Raw genomic sequence first — 16179 nt, 5'->3', positions numbered from 1 at the left:
GTATATCTTAGTCTCTTACTCCTTATTTTTTGTCTATTAGTAAGACCTCTTCGGACAGAAATCTATCAATGCTACTGACTATGGTGTACTTGGCAGTGGCTATGCTGTATTTTTCAAATAGTACTGAGAATGATACTTTGTCAAAAGTAAAATCTATTGCCTTTTGAATAGTTAAAATAATCACTCGAAATCATCTAAACCCTATAGTACATCATTGATTATTTATTTTTATTTTGTACGTTTGTGCGAACATATAAAATATGAACTTTCAGATAGACCATAATAGTAGATTACCCTTGCATGTACAGGTAGAGGATTTGATTAGAAATTTACTGACGCTACCCGAATATGCCAATGGTGCATTGTTGCCCAAAGAAGTAGAATTGGCCAATCAGTTGGGTGTATCCCGTAGTACCATCAGACAAGCTGCTAATAAGTTGGAGCATGAAGGTTTGTTAAAACGTAAAAAAGGTGTTGGTACTACAGCGGCACCACAAAAAGTACTGGAAACGTCGCTCGACCACTGGTATAGCTTTACCCAAGAAATGAAAGAGCGGGGAATTATAGTAAACAATCTGTTTGTCAAAGCTGAATTTGTGCCTGCCAATCCTAAAATTGCCCTATTTTTTAATATTAATGAAGGTCGTGAAGTACTTAAATTATCAAAATTGAAAGGAACAGATAATGACCCTATTGTCTATTTTGAAAGCTACTTTCACCCACGCATTGGCTTAACTAAAGAAGAAGATTTTGAAATACCTTTATACAGTATGCTCGAAGCTAAGTATGGTGTAAAAGTGGTTCGCTCAAGTGAAAACATCAAAGCGATTTTGGCTTCTGAAATAGCCCCAATGTTACAGATTTCAAAAAATGAGCCTGTTTTATACCGTGAAAGATACGTTTATGATCCAGGAAACCGCCCTATTGAGTTCAACGTGGGCTATTATCGCTCAGATAAATTCACGTATTCAATTGATATTAAAAAGTCCTCTTAATTTTTTTATATTTTAATATGTACGAACATTTGAACAAACAATATATTTTGTCAGCAGATATTGGAGGCTCGCATATTTCGGCAGCATTGATTGATGCTTCGTCAAGAGTTTTGCTTGATAACAGTTTGCAAAGGGTTTCAATACAGCAAAATGCTGATGCTGAGACAATTATAACTACTTGGACAAATACACTCAAAAGAACAATAGCTGATATTCCCAAAGAAAACCTGATAGGAATAACGCTGGCAATACCGGGCCCATTTGATTACGAAACGGGTGTTTGTTGGATGCAGGGCGTAAATAAATATGAAGCCTTGTACGGACTTAATATTGCGAACATCCTTCGTGAACAATTAGCCTTGTCACCTAATTGTCCTATTCTTTTTGAAAATGACGCTACTTGTTTTGGTATTGGCGAAAGTCTATCAACTGAAATGAAAGTTTATGAAAAAGTTTTGGCTATAACTTTAGGAACTGGTCTGGGAAGCACTTTTATCGAAAACCAAGCCGTAGTAAAGTATGGCGAAAATATCCCTCAAAATGGCTATTTGTATAATGTGCCTTTTGCCGATGGCATTGCAGAAGATTACCTGTCAGCTCAATGGTTAATAAAGCGTTATACTCAACTTACTGGGAATGAATTGTCGGCGGTTTTGCCCATCGCAGTGCTTGCCCTAAACGAAGATATTGCCGCCAAACAGGTTTTTGAAGAATATGGCGAAAACCTAAAAGAAGCCCTGATGCCTTGGATAGTCAAGTTTGGGGCAAAATGTGTAGTCGTCGGCGGTAATATCTGTAAATCTGCTTCGCTCTTTATTACTCCGTTGCAACAAGTATTAGCAACACATAAAATACCTCTTAAAATATCTGAATTCATGGAATTATCAGCAATTATGGGTGCGACCTCTTTGGTGGACTCTCCGCCAAAACCTTGGAGAAAAAGTTCGCAAGCCCTTTTACCTCAAACGATGGGGCAACTCCAAATACCCGAAGATACCTACAATATGTATCCATTTCATACGCTGGGCGATGGTAAAATTTTTCAAGGATACCAAACGCTTGCTCAATGGATGATGACCCAAGAAAGTATCTGTATAGATGGCTACGTTGGTAATGACTGGCTTTATATTCAGCAGATTTTAACTTCTTATTTTCAAGAAGCAGGGATTCATGTTGAGTGGATTAAAATGGCTGATTTCATGAAAAATGAGGAAGTCATCACACAAATAGTAAATCCATTTGTGGGCGAAAAAGACGCAGTTTGGGGCAAAAAAACAAACTTGTCTATGTCTGACTTTTTTGAGGTGGAACGATACAAATCTCAGGTTTTTGAAGAAAAGGATGTAGATTTAACCATTGTAATTGGTACAGGCTCTGCGCTGTTTGGCAAAGGTAAAATAGTATATTTCGACCTTCCTAAAAATGAAATACAGTATCGAATGCGAGCGGGACATATTACCAATTTGGGTAATACAAAACCCGAAAACGCTGTGCAGATGTACAAACGCTTTTATTTTGTAGATTGGGTAGTTTGTAATTCACACAGACAATCTATCGTAGAAAGAATTGAAATTGTGGCAGATGGACAGTGGCGATTTGATACCAATTGGATGTTTTTTCAAGAATTACAAAAGGGTTTGAAACAACTAACTCAACAACCCATTAGAGTACGACCTTGGTTTGAAGCTGGTGCTTGGGGCGGTCAGTGGATGAAAGACAATTTTGAACAAATCTATACACAGGAAGTCAATTACGCATGGTCTTTTGAATTGATTGTACCCGAAAATGGTCTTGTATTTGAAAGCGACCAAAAGCTATTGGAAGTATCATTTGATTGGCTTATGGAACAGCAACCTGAAGGTATTTTAGGAAAAGATGCGGCTCGCTTTGGAACAGAATTCCCAATCCGTTTTGATTTTCTGGATACCTTCCAAGGAGGAAATTTATCTATCCAATGTCACCCATCTCTGGCATATATCCAAGAACACTTTGGTGAAACGATAACGCAAGATGAAACCTATTATATTTTGGATGCTCAACCCAATGCAACAGTATTTTTAGGATTTCAAGAAGATATTCAAGCAAATGAATTTAAAGATGTCCTTGAAAATAGCGTCAAAAATAATATTCCTGTAGATATTGAAAAGTATGTAAGGGCTTTTGAAGCTAAAAAACATGATTTGTTTTTGATACCTAATGGAACAGTTCATAGTGCTGGTGCTAACAATATGGTGCTGGAAATCAGTGCGACACCCTACATTTTTACTTTCAAAATGTACGATTGGTTACGTCTTGATTTAGCGGGTCAGCCTCGCCCTATCAATATTGAGCATGCTTTTAATAACTTAGATTTTTCCAGAAAAGGCGAGCGTGTTGAACAAGAATTAATTGCTAAAGAAACCATTCTTTCTCAATTTGACGATGGACAAATCGTGCGTTTATCTACACACGAACAACATTTTTATGCCATCAATAGGTTAGAATTTATCAGTCAAATTAGTCTTCCAACCAATCAACAATGTCATATTATGATGTTGGTAGAAGGCGAAGCAATTCTGTTAGAAACCGATACAGGATATTCGGCGAAATATCATTATGCCGAAACCATTGTTGTTCCTGCTGGTGTAAAGCATTTTAAAATTATCAATTTGGGAAGTACCGAAGTAAAAGTAATTCAGGCTTTTATCAAATAATAACTTCAAAAATCCTCAAAAACTATGGAAATCTCTTCGACTCATCATCATCGTTACTATGTTTTTTTGATATGCTTTATTGCAGCCATTGGTGGTTTTTTATTTGGTTTCGACACGGCGGTTATTTCAGGAGCACTTCCTTTTGTCGTCAAACGCTTTGATTTCGATGCGATTATGGAAGGCTGGTTTGTAAGTTCAGCTATTTTTGGCTGTATCATTGGTGTGATTATTTCGGGAAAATTAAGCGATAAAATTGGGCGTAAAAAGGTAATGGTCATCTCGGCAGGACTATTTTTTCTTTCTGCTGTTGGGTCTATGTTTGCCATGAATATTTCCGAACTCATTAGCTTTCGTTTGGTTGGTGGCATCGGTATTGGCGTAGCCTCTATGATTTGTCCTTTGTATATTTCTGAAACAGCTCCCGCTCGCTTTCGAGGAACAATGGTGGCATTATACCAACTGGCAATTACCATAGGTATCTTAGCGGCATATTTTTCTAATGCTTATTTACTGAAAATTGCCCAAACGAGCCATTTTGCAGGTTGGCTACAATTTGTATTTGTGGACGATTGTTGGCGAGCGATGATTGGCATTGGTTTATTGCCAAGTTTATTATTTTGGGCAGGTTTGGTATTTGTACCTGAGTCACCACGCTGGTTGATTCAAAAAAACAAAATAGAATCGGCAAGACATATTTTACAAAAAATAGATTCTGACAATGCCCAAAAGGAAGTAAATCAAATACAACAATCGGTCACAAAGCACGAAGGTGTTTTAAAGGAACTCTTTTCGCCAAGCTATCAACGACCCTTATTAATTGGTTTGGTATTACCATTTTTGAGTCAAGTTTCGGGCATCAACGCCGTGATATACTATGGACCTTCTATTCTTGACAAAGCGGGTTTTACCCTTGGCGACGCATTCGGCGGACAAGTAAGTATTGGTATCGTCAACGTACTTTTTACTTTCGTTGCCATATTCAAGGTTGATAAATGGGGCAGAAAGCCCTTGCTGATTTGGGGTGTTTTGTTGGCATTTTTAGCCTTATTGTTCATCGGCATTCTATTTTCTTTGGATTATACACAAGGCTATTGGATTTTGGGAGCTATTCTGGTCTTTATTGGCAGTTTTGCTTTTTCGTTTGGTCCTGTGTGTTTTATCATTATCAGCGAAATTTTCCCCAATAACATTCGTGCAGAGGCGGTTTCATTAGCCACATTATCCTTATGGATTGGAAATTTTTTTGTGGGACAGCTCACGCCAATAATGTTAAAAAGTGAAACATTAGGACCATCAGTTACTTTTTGGATTTTTGCAGGAATGTGTTTGCCAGCCTTATGGCTCAGTATCAAGCGTATTCCAGAAACCAAAGGCAAGACTTTAGAAGAAATAGAAAAATACTGGCAAACGACTAAATTTTAGTAATAATCATGAAAAAAATAGGCATTTTACTACTAGGTCTTTTATATTTTAATTCGTCATTGGCACAAACTTCTCCTATCGACGAAGTAGAACCTCGTATTGGTACGGCACATTGTCGCTGGTTTCACTTTGCACCCGGGGCTTTACCTTTTGGAATGGCCAAACCAGGCCCTTCAACCAATGGGCATTTGGGTAACAAAGACGGCTGGGAAGCTACAGGCTACGATTATCGTGATAATTCTATCGAAGGATTTCCCAATTTTCATGAGTTTCAGTTAGGTGGCATTGTTTTTATGCCCACTACAGGCAAACTGATTACTACGCCTGCCACAGCTTCAAATGGTTTAGCAGGTTATCGGTCAACTTTTGAGCGTAGCACCGAAATCGCAAAACCGGGCTATTATAGTGTTTTATTAAAAGATTACAAGGTAAAAGCTGAGGTAACCGCTACCAAGCGAGTTGCTTATCATCGTTATACATTTCCTGCGACTGATGCCGCCAATATTTTATTTGATATAGGCAACAGACAAGGCGAAAGTGGGCGTGTGAAAGAAGCCAAAGTGTATATGACAGAGGATGGGCGTATTGAAGGATACGTAGTTACTTTGCCCGAATATATCCAAAAATATCAACGTGGTGCCGATGCCAGAATGTACTTTTCGGCAGTATTGAACAAAAAGCCTACAACTGTCGGGGTATTTAGAGGAAATGAGATTTTTCCGAATAAAACTTCAATGGAAGGGATTGGTTCTGGATTATACTTGCGGTTTTCGACCAATGACCAAGAAGCTATCACGATTAAAGCTGGTTTATCCTATACTTCAATCGAAAATGCTCGCTTGAATCTCCGTGAAGAAGCCCAAAACCTTGACTTTGACCAAGCTCATCAGCAAGCTACCTTAGTTTGGAATGACTATTTAGGTAGAATTAACATTGAAGGAGGTTTGGCAAAAGACCGACAAAAATTCTATACAGGTCTTTATCATGCTCTTTTGGGAAGGGGTTTAGCGAGCGATTTCAATGGAGCTTATCCTAAAAATGATGGTAGTATCGGACAAATTGCCTTGGATGCTCAAGGTAAGCCCCAACATCAGCATTATAATACCGATGCCATTTGGGGAGCTTTCTGGAACTTGACTCAATTGTGGGCATTAGCGTACCCTGAATATTATTCCGATTATATCAAAAGTCAACTTTTGGTTTATTCAGATGCAGGTTGGCTTGGCGATGGTATTGCTTCCAGTAAATACGTATCAGGAGTAGGTACAAATTTCGTTGGGCTAATCATTGCAGGAGCTTATATGTATGGTATCCGAGACTTTGACATAGAAAAAGGATATGCCGCAAGCCTCAAAAATGAGCTGGCGTATCAAAATAGACCTTTGGGGGCAGGGAAAGACGATGTAGAACGATTTGTAAAATATGGCTATGTTGACCATATCGACGTAGATTCGCTCAATCGTGAACCTAGTTTTTCGGGTTCTCATACGCTTGAGTATTCTTTTAGTGCCTATGCCGTGGCACAATGGGCAAAGGCATTGGGTAAAAAGCAAGATTACCAACAGCTCATTGGTTTGTCGAAAGGATGGGAAAAGATATTTGACCCAAAAACTAAATTGGTACGTCCTAAGCTGAAGAATGGAAAGTTTATTGATAATTTCAATCCCAGTCAGCCTTGGCGTGGGTTTCAGGAAGGAAACGCTTGGCAATATACTTTTTATGTGCCTCATCAACCATATGCTTTAGTGTCTAAAATAGGGAAAAACTTATTTGCCAGTAGATTAGATAGTATTTTTAGTATTTCTCAAAAATCAATTTTCGGGGGTGGACAAACCATTGATGCCTTTGCAGGTTTGCAAGGACTTTATAATCATGGTAATCAGCCTTGTTTGCATATTCCTTGGTTATTTAATTATACTCATAAACCTGAACTTACTCAAAAATGGGTACGAGCCATTTGTAACGAGTTTTATGGTAACGAGGGAATTCATGGCTACGGATATGGTCAAGACGAAGACCAAGGACAGTTGGGTGCGTGGTATGTATTGGGGGCAATGGGCCTATTTGATGTACAAGGTGGTGCGTCCGAAAAACCTACAATGCAGCTTTCTACGCCACTTTTTGACAAAATCACGATTCGACTCAACCAACAGTATTATCAAGGCAAAACCTTCAGTATTGTAACAAAAAACAATCAACCTGATAAAATTTATATCAAACAGGTAAAGTATAATGGTAAACTTTTAAAACATCCTTCTTTACTATTCGAAGAAATTACCAAAGGTGGGGTGCTTGAATATTCTGTTTTTTAACTCATCCAATTTTCAAATTTTATAATTTATTATATGAAAAAGCTCTTTTTTATAGTACTCTTACAGCTTTGTATGCTGTCTGTTATTGCTCAACAAAGTAAAGTATCTTCTACCTTACTAACTCAAATCAAGCAGAATGAATATTTTCCAGAAGTAAAAGCCAAGGCTTTGGCCGTTATGAAAACAGGATTTAATGCTGGCGACGGTTATCGTGAGGTTTGGATTCGAGATTACAATACTTTTATCGAACTCGCAGCAGTGGTTTATGATAAAGAAGTATTGAAAGAAAACCTTTTAGTTTTCTTTAGAATGCAAGGCGACGATGGTAATATTATCGACGGTTTTACGCCTGCCGAAAAAATTGCCAAAGGCGAAACAGATTTTTCGTATTCAAAATTAGAGCCTCGCTATGCAGGTCATAAAAATTCTGTTGAAACCGACCAAGAAACCTCGCTGGTACAAGCCGTTTATAAGTACATTCAATTAACAGGCGATAAGTCTATTTTACAAGAAAAAATTGGCAACAAAACCGTTTTACAGCGATTGGAATGGTCGATGGACTTCCTTTTGAAAAAAAGATTTAATAAAAAATACGGTCTAATTATCGGAGCAACTACCGCCGATTGGGGTGATGTACAGCCCGAAGCTGGATGGGGTGTAGATTTGGACAACAATACACATTATGCCATTGATATTTATGACAACGCCATGTTTGTAATCGCACTTAACAACATCATTAAGTTGAATCCTACCAAGGCTGCTCAGTGGAAAAAAATAAAAGACAGTATTGCTCAAAATTGCAGAAAGCACCTTTGGGATAGTAAAACACAAAAATTCATTCCGCATATTTATTTGAATGGCTCGCCCTTCCCTGCTGATTTTAACGAAAATAACATTTACTATTTCGGAGGAACAACCATTGCAATAGAAGCAGGTTTATTAAGTAAGGTCGAAATCAAAACATCATTGAATGAAATGATTAGTCGAGTAAAACAGGCTGGAGCTCCTTCTATTGGACTTACATTGTATCCACCATATCCTGCGGGGTTTTTCATCAACAAAATTATGAATCCTGAATATAGTTATCAAAATGGCGGCGATTGGACATGGTTTGGTGGACGAATGATTCAGCAGTTAATCAAATATGGTTTTGTCCAAGAAGCTTATGAACAAGTACAACCCATGTTGAAACGAGTAATTGATAACAAAGGATTTTATGAATGGTATTCGGTTGATAATAAACCTCGTGGTTCGGGTACGTTCCGAGGTGAAGCAGGTGTATTGTATGTAGCTATCGAACAGTTTGAGAAGATAAAATAAGTTATAGCAATATCCATAAAATTAGGCAAATCCCAAAAGATAAGTAATTATAAACTTGTTCAATTTGGATTTGCCTTCTTTTGGGTTATTTGATTTCTACTGTCTCATCGTTTTTATTCTATCACCAACCAAGTATAGCCCTCGGCTGGGATTTTCACTTTTACTTGTATGCTATAATCACGATTGAGCGTATAGGTTTTGGCAACACCTTCTTTTTCTCGAACACGAGCTTGCTTGCTTAGTCCTGTGTAATATAAAGGTAAAGTAATGGTTCTTTCGATAGTTTCGGTAGTGGGGTTATAGAGCATAGCCAAGCCCTTTTGAGCTAAATTTGGCGCTACGTGTATAAGTCCATCCCAATCTCGTCCATCAGCACGACGCAACTGGATCATATCGGCATTCAAAACATCCCGATATTTTTTGTACCAATTAATACTTTTTTGAACTACCGCTTTTGTAATATCAGTATCATACAATTGCGGCCCACGATAGCAAGCTTGAACACCTGCACCATAATAAATCATCATTAATTGCTCATAATCAGGCAAATGCTGGCTAAGTGGTTCTAGAATTGCATCAGCTCCACCACCTTGATATTGGGTAAGTGGTACAAAGCCCCAGCTCATCGAAGCCGTTTTTTCTTGTGTTCCATCATGGATATTCTGACGATTTAGGATTCTTTGCTGTGAACGACTCAACGAGAAATTTACTTCACGATAACCCAATGCAATTTTGTGTGTGCCATCCAAAAAGTACCAATCAGGAGCATTGATATAAACACCACGTTCGTTGAGCCAATGATACAATTCCTTTTGGATATTCATTTGTTTCCATTGCGAATCTGCCAAACCTTCATGCCCAGGATGTGTTGTAGAAGCACAAACATCGCCAGGATATGGCCCATCATTTTCCCAAATATTAAAATGAGTTTCTTCAAAAAAACGCTTGATTTTGTCTCGATATGCCAAACCCCATTTACTCCCAAAACAAGGTGCATTTCCGAAAAAAGCGTGTCCCGTTTTGCCCGTTACTGAGTCAACTACGTCGTTTTCATCATCAATTCTTCTGCTACTAAATAACGAGTATCCTCCTATTTGTATGCCCTTGCTATGAGCCTTTTCTGCAATTTTTTTCCATCTGTTCAAGTTTTCTTCGCTCATATCTTCCATGTTGAGGTGACTACCAAAACTCAAAATCAAAGCTTCATAACCCGTTGCGGCACATTGGTCAATACATTTTAATACTTGTTCGTCATTTTTACTGACCAAGTGCATAAATATAGGATTCTGGGTAGTCCAAGGAGCAATTGTTCGATACATTTTCCGAATCATTAAACCCCTTCTTTGCCTGTCATAAGAATCCATCAGGAGTTCATGCGTGCGTACAGATTTCAAAGAACTACCTTGCATTATTTTGATATTGGCGACTTTTTCGGGGTATATTTCTACCAGACAAGGCGTATCGTAATTATAATTTACCTGAGAAGTATAAGTGCTATCTGCCAACCAATGAGTGGTTTGGTCGCTAATATCATAACGCATGGCATTATTGAAGGCGTAGTTTGTTTCCAAATAAATACCATGTTGTACTTTCATTTCTGACACCTTTCCCACAACAGCACTTTCTTCTTCCACAAGCCCTAATATTTCATTTACGAAACCATCTACGGTAATTATTGATGCACTATTATTGATTACTTCTATCCATTTTATTAGCAACGGAATACCGTCGTAGAGTTCATAATTCACTTGGATTTTGATACCCGTCAAATTTTTATCTTGAGCAATAAAATTCAAAATAAGTCGCTTGCCTGTTGGTTTCTGGCGGTTGGCTGTCCAAGTCGAAGCCTTCCAATTGATAAAAGGTTCGATAGGCTTTATTTCGGCGGATTGATAGACGAAGTCGGTACTTCCTTTTTTGAAGTTTTTAAGCCATTCGGGTTTAAGATACGCATTTTCGGTTTGTCCATTCAATCCGCCAATATGATAGCTTTTGTGGTTTATTTTAACCCTACCTTCTGGCTTGACAGAACGAATAAGTTGTTGCTGACTAGAATGATTGAAATAGTCGTAACAGCCTATATTTTCACCAATAAAAAAACTCCTTCTTAAAAGACCATTGTCTAAAACTACCTGACTGTCAGTTATTTTAATAGAAGATTTTTCTAAAATTGGGTTGACCAACCAATCTTTTTGTGGACTAATATTTTGGGAAATACCCCAATGGCTTAGCGCAATAGCAATGACTAAATGGACGACTATACGAACCTTTTTCATATTTTGAAAATTGAGATTTATGCTATAATTTCTGATACAAGACTACTGTATAACTAGCCTTTTTTATTATAGTAATTATAGCATTTTTAATACTCATCTCAATATTTTCAATAACTTTTTTGCAATCAATCGATACCCTTCATCTGATGGATGTTGGCCGTCGTAGGTCATTGCCATCGCTTCAACAGGAGGTCATTTAAATAAGTAATGGAGTCTTCTATAGCAACCCATTGCTTTTTTTCTGTAGTAAAAGCAAAAAGCATTACTACAGTCAACATCAACAATGTGACTCTTGAATTCATGGTTTATTTTTCGGAAAATTAGCAGTAGTTTAATCAGCTACTGATTTTAACATAAAATATGGTTTAATAAGATTAAGTAGATGTCATGAACATAATCTATTATTTAGTTACTTAAAGAAAGGATTATCTTCTTTTCAGGGATATTTTTCTATCAGATATTTGAGCCGTAATTGGGTAGTCAAATTTAGTAGTCACACCTAATTCGGATGGTGATGGACCTACAAACTCACTTTTTTTTCCATATATTTTTAAGGCATTAACTGATGAAATTTCTACAAAAGCCCAAATAGGTTCTTTGTATGGTACAGTATATTTTATCATCGGGTGGCTTTTGTCCACTTCTGAACCATAGCGTGAATATTTGTATTGATCACCTAGCCATTGATATGACATACTATTTATTTGTATATAATGGATGTCATTAATATTATTATAATAGTCTAAGTGATGATGTCCAGAAAATACAGCTTGTACTTTCTGAAATCCCGCTTTAGTATTAGCTCTTTCTAGTACTATTCGGCATTGAGTACCGTTATGAATTCCTCCGTTATCATTATCGAGTCCTTGATGACAAAAGAGTATAGTTGGTAAATTGGTATTATCTAAATCGTTTTCTAACCATTTTAGCTGTTTTTCACTAATGTATCTGGCATAGCCAGCAGGACGATTAGAAGAATAATCCTTTTCATTACCATCTAAAACAACAAAATGGAATCCTTTACAATCGTAAGAATAATAGCGTGCTTTCGCATTCCAGTATTTTACTACTTGATCTTGGGTAAATCCACCATCTGTATCATGATTACCTAATACGTGATATTTATCGCCTTGGTAATTGTTCCAGATTGCCATAAAATCTTGATTATAATCGTAAGGACGACAGAAATCACCCAATTGAATGATAAAATCAAGATTTTTACCTGAAGCTTCGTCGATAAAAGCTTTCAGCCGAGCATCGGCATCATGCATTATATCTTTGTGGACATCGGTACAAATTCCAAATTTTATAAATTTCTTTTTCAGCGAAGCTGAATCTCTTGCCAAGAGTTGATTGGGGGCGGCAATAGAAGCGCTTCCTAAACTTAGTATTTTGATAAAACTTCTTCTACTCTCCATTGTCTAAAAACTAAACATTACTTCTAAAACAAGTGACATATATTTTACTCCATTCTTTTGATTACAAGGTATTAATTACAAAGTAATGGTTTTGCGATATAATCTTATTAATAGATTGAATACGACTCCCTAATTTAGGGAGTCATTATTCAATACAATTCAACCATTTCATTTGATTTTACCCAAATACATCTAATTTTTCACCAAACCCATTACTATGAGTAAATCTGAATAGATTATGAAGCAAATATAAATAATAGTTTATTAATAATAAACTATTATTTAGTATTAATAAACAATAGTGTCAAATTTTACTAATTGTCGAACTAAATTGATAGTATGACATCGGCAAAAAGTATCAGTGAGCTTATTCAATGCTAGTTTTTGTAACAAACAATATCATGTTCTATCTTAGCGTTTAGCGAATGAATATTCTTGTACCTACATGTTGCTCTGATTATTTATAGTCTCAAATGAGAGACTGTAATTTTTAGTGCATAGGCTAAATCAGAAGGTTTGGTCTGTGGTAATGTTATTTGTAATCCATCCTTAGTTTGTTTCCATGTTATTTTTTTATCATAACCTAGTAACTTTATATCACTGATAGCAACATTCTCATTCACGAGGGTTTTAATCGTTATATTAGGGTCTTGAGGCCATATCAAGCCGATAACAAAAAGATTTTTTCTATCTTTAGTTCTTGTGAACCTAAAATCTTTTTCAGTGTATTGAAATTTGTTGATATTAAAAAGTTCATTCTTTATATCATCTTTGATATTGGTAGAAGGGCCTTCACCATAAGTAAACCAAGGTCTAGTAGCAAAAATGGCTTCTCCATTAATTTTCATCCATTTTCCGAGTTGTTCAAGAATCGTTATTGCTTCAGGTTCTATAGAACCATCAGGTAGTTGTGTAACATTCAGTAGTAAATTACCATTTTTACTCACAATATCTGAGAGTAATCTCACGATACGCCCTGCTGAATAATACATTTGCCCATTTTCTTTATTTTTAAAATTAGCATCATAAAACCAATTACTAAGAGAAGTATCTGTTTGCCAAGGATCTTTTTTAATTTCAGGTAATATGCTTTGTTCTTCGTCATGCACTCCAGCTCCTTCAATATATTCTCCCCAATCAGCCCCAACATTCTTAAAGGTATAAACCGCTTCAAGCTTACCTTTATGCCATTGAATATTTTGATTATAGAAATCAGATAGTAGTAATCGCCCTGTATTTCCCATCGGAATTGCGCCATCTGAATACAAAAAGTCAGGTTGATAGTTGATAATTGCATCTTCCATTCTATCAAACCATTTTTTTTGCCACCAAGTTGGTGGTTTTACAGGATAGCGATCACCATTATCATCGAGCTTGGGAGGAAAATATAGGTCTGCATATTTAGGATCATTTCCATCATAGGGTACTCCAGCATAGTTCCCTTCTTTATCACTACCATGACTTAACCCCATCCAGTTATAAGCTCTTGCAAAGTGCTCACTAATTCCGAAGCGTAAACCTCTTTTCCTAGCTGCTGTAGCCCATTCCCCAACAATATCTCTTTTTGGCCCCATAGTATAGGCATTCCAAGGATTATGCTTTGAATTCCACAAATCAAAACCATCATGATGAGCACCCATACTTACAAAATACTTTGCCCCAACTTTTACATAAAGATCCATCAGTTTATCTGGATTCCATTTTTCAGCTTTCCATAAGGCGATGATATCCTTATAACCAAATTTTGAGGGGTGACCATAGGTTTTAAGATGGTAATTATAAACTTTTGAACCTTCAATATACATTCTTCGAGCGTACCAATCACCAAACATTGGAACACTCTGTGGCCCCCAATGTGACCAAATACCAAACTTTGCATCTTGAAACCACTCTGGGCATTTGTATTGTTTCAAAGAATTTGAATCAGGCTTAAACATACCATTGATTATCTGAGGTTTCAACTCTTGTGCAACGGCTATGAAAGGAAATGAAGCAATGATAACTTGCAAGATTCCTACTATTATTCTTTTTCTAAAAATCATTTTTATGAATAAAGTTATTTGTCTTTGGATTTGTTAACTAACACTTTCGTATAGAAACAATCATACTTGCATAAGAAGCTGTTTATATATTTTATAAGATTAAAAAAGAATATAGTTGTAGATAGTAAAGCCAATTTTTAAGGATAGCAATAGACTTAATTTTATCAGAAATAAGCCTATTGCTTTTGTGAAAATTGTAGTAATACACTTTAAGGTTTATTTGTTATGATAAACCATCAGTTCGGAAATACTTAACCCTGGCTGATATGAATTAATCTTTAATCTAACCTTAGTGGTAGAAACTGTACGGAAATTAATAACTCGAACACGGCTTGTTTCATTTTGACTTTTTAAATCTTGCCAGTTCTTACCAGTCCAATATTGAAGCTTATATGTTTGTAGTTTAGAAACAAATGGCTTGCCATTATTGTAAGCATACTCAGCAATACCAATTGAATTAATTAATGTAGGTTTACTAAAAATAATATCTAAGTGTGGTTCTTTTATAAAACTAGAAGGAACCCAAGTGGTTGAAAAATCATCATCGACAGCTCTATCCGAAATTTCCATATCTTCAGACCAACTCGAATTAGTTCTTTGATGTTTGGCTAGATTAGAAGCAACAATAGGAACCTGATAAAAAGGTAATTTTTCGGCAGGTCCAGTATGTTTCCATAATTGCCCGATTTTTTTTAATTCGACGATTGCATTATCATCAATCAAACCATCAGTATTAGGAGCAACATTGAGAATAAAATTACAATGTGCTTTATTAAGTGGAATTAAATTTTCTTCGACAATAAATTTTGCACTTTTCACTACCTCAGATGGCGAAGTCTTCTTCCAAAACCAATTAATATTTATTGGAAGCCCAGCTTCTGCAGGAATTAAATTCGTTTCTCTAGAAATTATTTGTCCTGCGTTTTGCTCATAAAGTTTTATATCTGAATAAAATAGAAATTCAGCAGGGTACTTTGCAGCGTTGTGGTCCATCACCAAACAATTAGGCTGTAATGATTTAATATGACTATAAATTTCTTGAAAAGAAATCGTTTCATAACTTATTCTTGACCAAGGAGCATCCCATCCATCAATTATCAAACCACTAATTTCACCATAATTTGTAAGTAGTTCAGTAAGCTGATTTTTGATAAATTGTTGTTGATTCTTGTTGAACCAACCCGGTCTGATATTGTGGTGGGTATCAAGTATTGAATAATATAAAAATACTTTTAAACCTTTTTTACGGAATGCATTTACATACTCTTTAACAACGTCTCTATTAAAATCACTACTACTCACACTATAGGGAGTTGTCTTGGTTGGCCAAATACAAAAGCCGCTATGATGTTTTGTTGTTAGGCATCCATAAGTCATTCCAGCAGACTTAGCTGCATCTGCCCATTGCTCACAATTAAGTTTCTTGGGATTGAACACTTTTGGAGAAAGATTTGGATCAGGCCAATCGTGTCCTCCGTAAGTTGGTATGTTGAAATGAATAAACATACCAAAGCGTAAATCCAAGAAAGATTGTTGTAATACTGATAAAGGTTTTGCTGCTGTCTGAGCTTTAGTAGTATAATTAAAATGTAGCAGATTGATAGCAAGGAGCAATAGACCTGTGAAAACATTTTTTTTACAAAAAAGTACTTTATTCGTCATCTTATTTTACCAATTATTGTTTTGAAAAATTAAAATTTA

General features: G+C 36.3%; 10 protein-coding genes. 5 read left to right on the top strand and 5 right to left on the bottom strand.

Going from position 1 to position 16179, the window contains the following annotated elements:
* The first annotated feature begins 260 nt into the window (after nucleotides 1-260).
* From HNP25_RS05915 to HNP25_RS05895, 5 genes are read left to right on the top strand one after another with little or no spacing between them, the layout of a single operon-like run.
* Entirely contained in the window at nucleotides 261-995 is a 735-nt protein-coding gene (locus HNP25_RS05915) for a GntR family transcriptional regulator (RefSeq protein ID WP_184131785.1), read from the top strand.
* 17 nt (nucleotides 996-1012) lie between these two features.
* Nucleotides 1013-3688, top strand: a complete 2676-nt coding sequence (locus HNP25_RS05910) for an ROK family protein (protein WP_184131782.1) — start codon at nucleotides 1013-1015, stop codon at nucleotides 3686-3688.
* 24 nt (nucleotides 3689-3712) lie between these two features.
* Entirely contained in the window at nucleotides 3713-5110 is a 1398-nt protein-coding gene (locus tag HNP25_RS05905) for a sugar porter family MFS transporter (RefSeq protein ID WP_184131779.1), read from the top strand.
* 8 nt (nucleotides 5111-5118) lie between these two features.
* The gene (locus tag HNP25_RS05900) at nucleotides 5119-7422 is read left to right on the top strand and encodes a GH92 family glycosyl hydrolase (protein WP_184131776.1); all 2304 of its coding nucleotides are present in this window, start codon (nucleotides 5119-5121) and stop codon (nucleotides 7420-7422) included.
* A 33-nt stretch (nucleotides 7423-7455) separates the two neighbouring features.
* Nucleotides 7456-8742 carry a GH36-type glycosyl hydrolase domain-containing protein gene (locus HNP25_RS05895; RefSeq protein ID WP_184131773.1) on the top strand — a complete coding sequence of 429 codons (1287 nt, stop codon included), beginning with the start codon at nucleotides 7456-7458 and terminating at the stop codon, nucleotides 8740-8742.
* Between the two features lie 113 nt (nucleotides 8743-8855).
* Here HNP25_RS05895 and HNP25_RS05890 read toward each other — a convergent pair whose 3' ends face one another.
* The 5 genes from HNP25_RS05890 to HNP25_RS05875 form a co-directional block, all read right to left on the bottom strand.
* Nucleotides 8856-11018: an alpha-galactosidase gene (locus HNP25_RS05890; protein ID WP_221432415.1), complete on the bottom strand. Its 2163-nt coding sequence runs from the start codon at nucleotides 11016-11018 to the stop codon at nucleotides 8856-8858.
* A gap of 167 nt (nucleotides 11019-11185) precedes the next feature.
* Nucleotides 11186-11320 (bottom strand): hypothetical protein, encoded by a 135-nt coding sequence (locus HNP25_RS21920; protein ID WP_262887493.1) that lies wholly within the window; start codon nucleotides 11318-11320, stop codon nucleotides 11186-11188.
* Between the two features lie 123 nt (nucleotides 11321-11443).
* Nucleotides 11444-12436, bottom strand: a complete 993-nt coding sequence (locus tag HNP25_RS05885) for a metallophosphoesterase family protein (RefSeq protein WP_184131771.1) — start codon at nucleotides 12434-12436, stop codon at nucleotides 11444-11446.
* A 461-nt stretch (nucleotides 12437-12897) separates the two neighbouring features.
* Nucleotides 12898-14478, bottom strand: a complete 1581-nt coding sequence (locus HNP25_RS05880; RefSeq protein ID WP_184131768.1) for an alpha-L-fucosidase — start codon at nucleotides 14476-14478, stop codon at nucleotides 12898-12900.
* A gap of 216 nt (nucleotides 14479-14694) precedes the next feature.
* Complete coding sequence (locus HNP25_RS05875) at nucleotides 14695-16140, bottom strand: alpha-L-fucosidase (RefSeq protein ID WP_184131765.1); 1446 nt, start codon at nucleotides 16138-16140, stop codon at nucleotides 14695-14697.
* Between the last annotated feature and the right edge of the window lie 39 nt (nucleotides 16141-16179).

The organism is Arcicella rosea, from assembly GCF_014204325.1.
Classification (GTDB): Bacteria; Bacteroidota; Bacteroidia; order Cytophagales; family Spirosomataceae; genus Arcicella; species Arcicella rosea_A.
Note: the sequence above shows the minus strand (reverse complement) of the source record. Positions and strands in the feature narration are given on the sequence as shown.

What these genes read in the sequence shown, in the direction of transcription:
- HNP25_RS21920 (WP_262887493.1), bottom strand. Translation starts at nt 11,320, where the DNA reads ATGAATTCAAGAGTCACATTGTTGATGTTGACTGTAGTAATGCTTTTT.
- HNP25_RS05910 (WP_184131782.1), top strand. Translation starts at nt 1,013, where the DNA reads ATGTACGAACATTTGAACAAACAATATATTTTGTCAGCAGATATTGGA.
- HNP25_RS05885 (WP_184131771.1), bottom strand. Translation starts at nt 12,436, where the DNA reads ATGGAGAGTAGAAGAAGTTTTATCAAAATACTAAGTTTAGGAAGCGCT.
- HNP25_RS05905 (WP_184131779.1), top strand. Translation starts at nt 3,713, where the DNA reads ATGGAAATCTCTTCGACTCATCATCATCGTTACTATGTTTTTTTGATA.
- HNP25_RS05915 (WP_184131785.1), top strand. Translation starts at nt 261, where the DNA reads ATGAACTTTCAGATAGACCATAATAGTAGATTACCCTTGCATGTACAG.
- HNP25_RS05900 (WP_184131776.1), top strand. Translation starts at nt 5,119, where the DNA reads ATGAAAAAAATAGGCATTTTACTACTAGGTCTTTTATATTTTAATTCG.
- HNP25_RS05890 (WP_221432415.1), bottom strand. Translation starts at nt 11,018, where the DNA reads ATGAAAAAGGTTCGTATAGTCGTCCATTTAGTCATTGCTATTGCGCTA.
- HNP25_RS05895 (WP_184131773.1), top strand. Translation starts at nt 7,456, where the DNA reads ATGAAAAAGCTCTTTTTTATAGTACTCTTACAGCTTTGTATGCTGTCT.
- HNP25_RS05875 (WP_184131765.1), bottom strand. Translation starts at nt 16,140, where the DNA reads ATGACGAATAAAGTACTTTTTTGTAAAAAAAATGTTTTCACAGGTCTA.
- HNP25_RS05880 (WP_184131768.1), bottom strand. Translation starts at nt 14,478, where the DNA reads ATGATTTTTAGAAAAAGAATAATAGTAGGAATCTTGCAAGTTATCATT.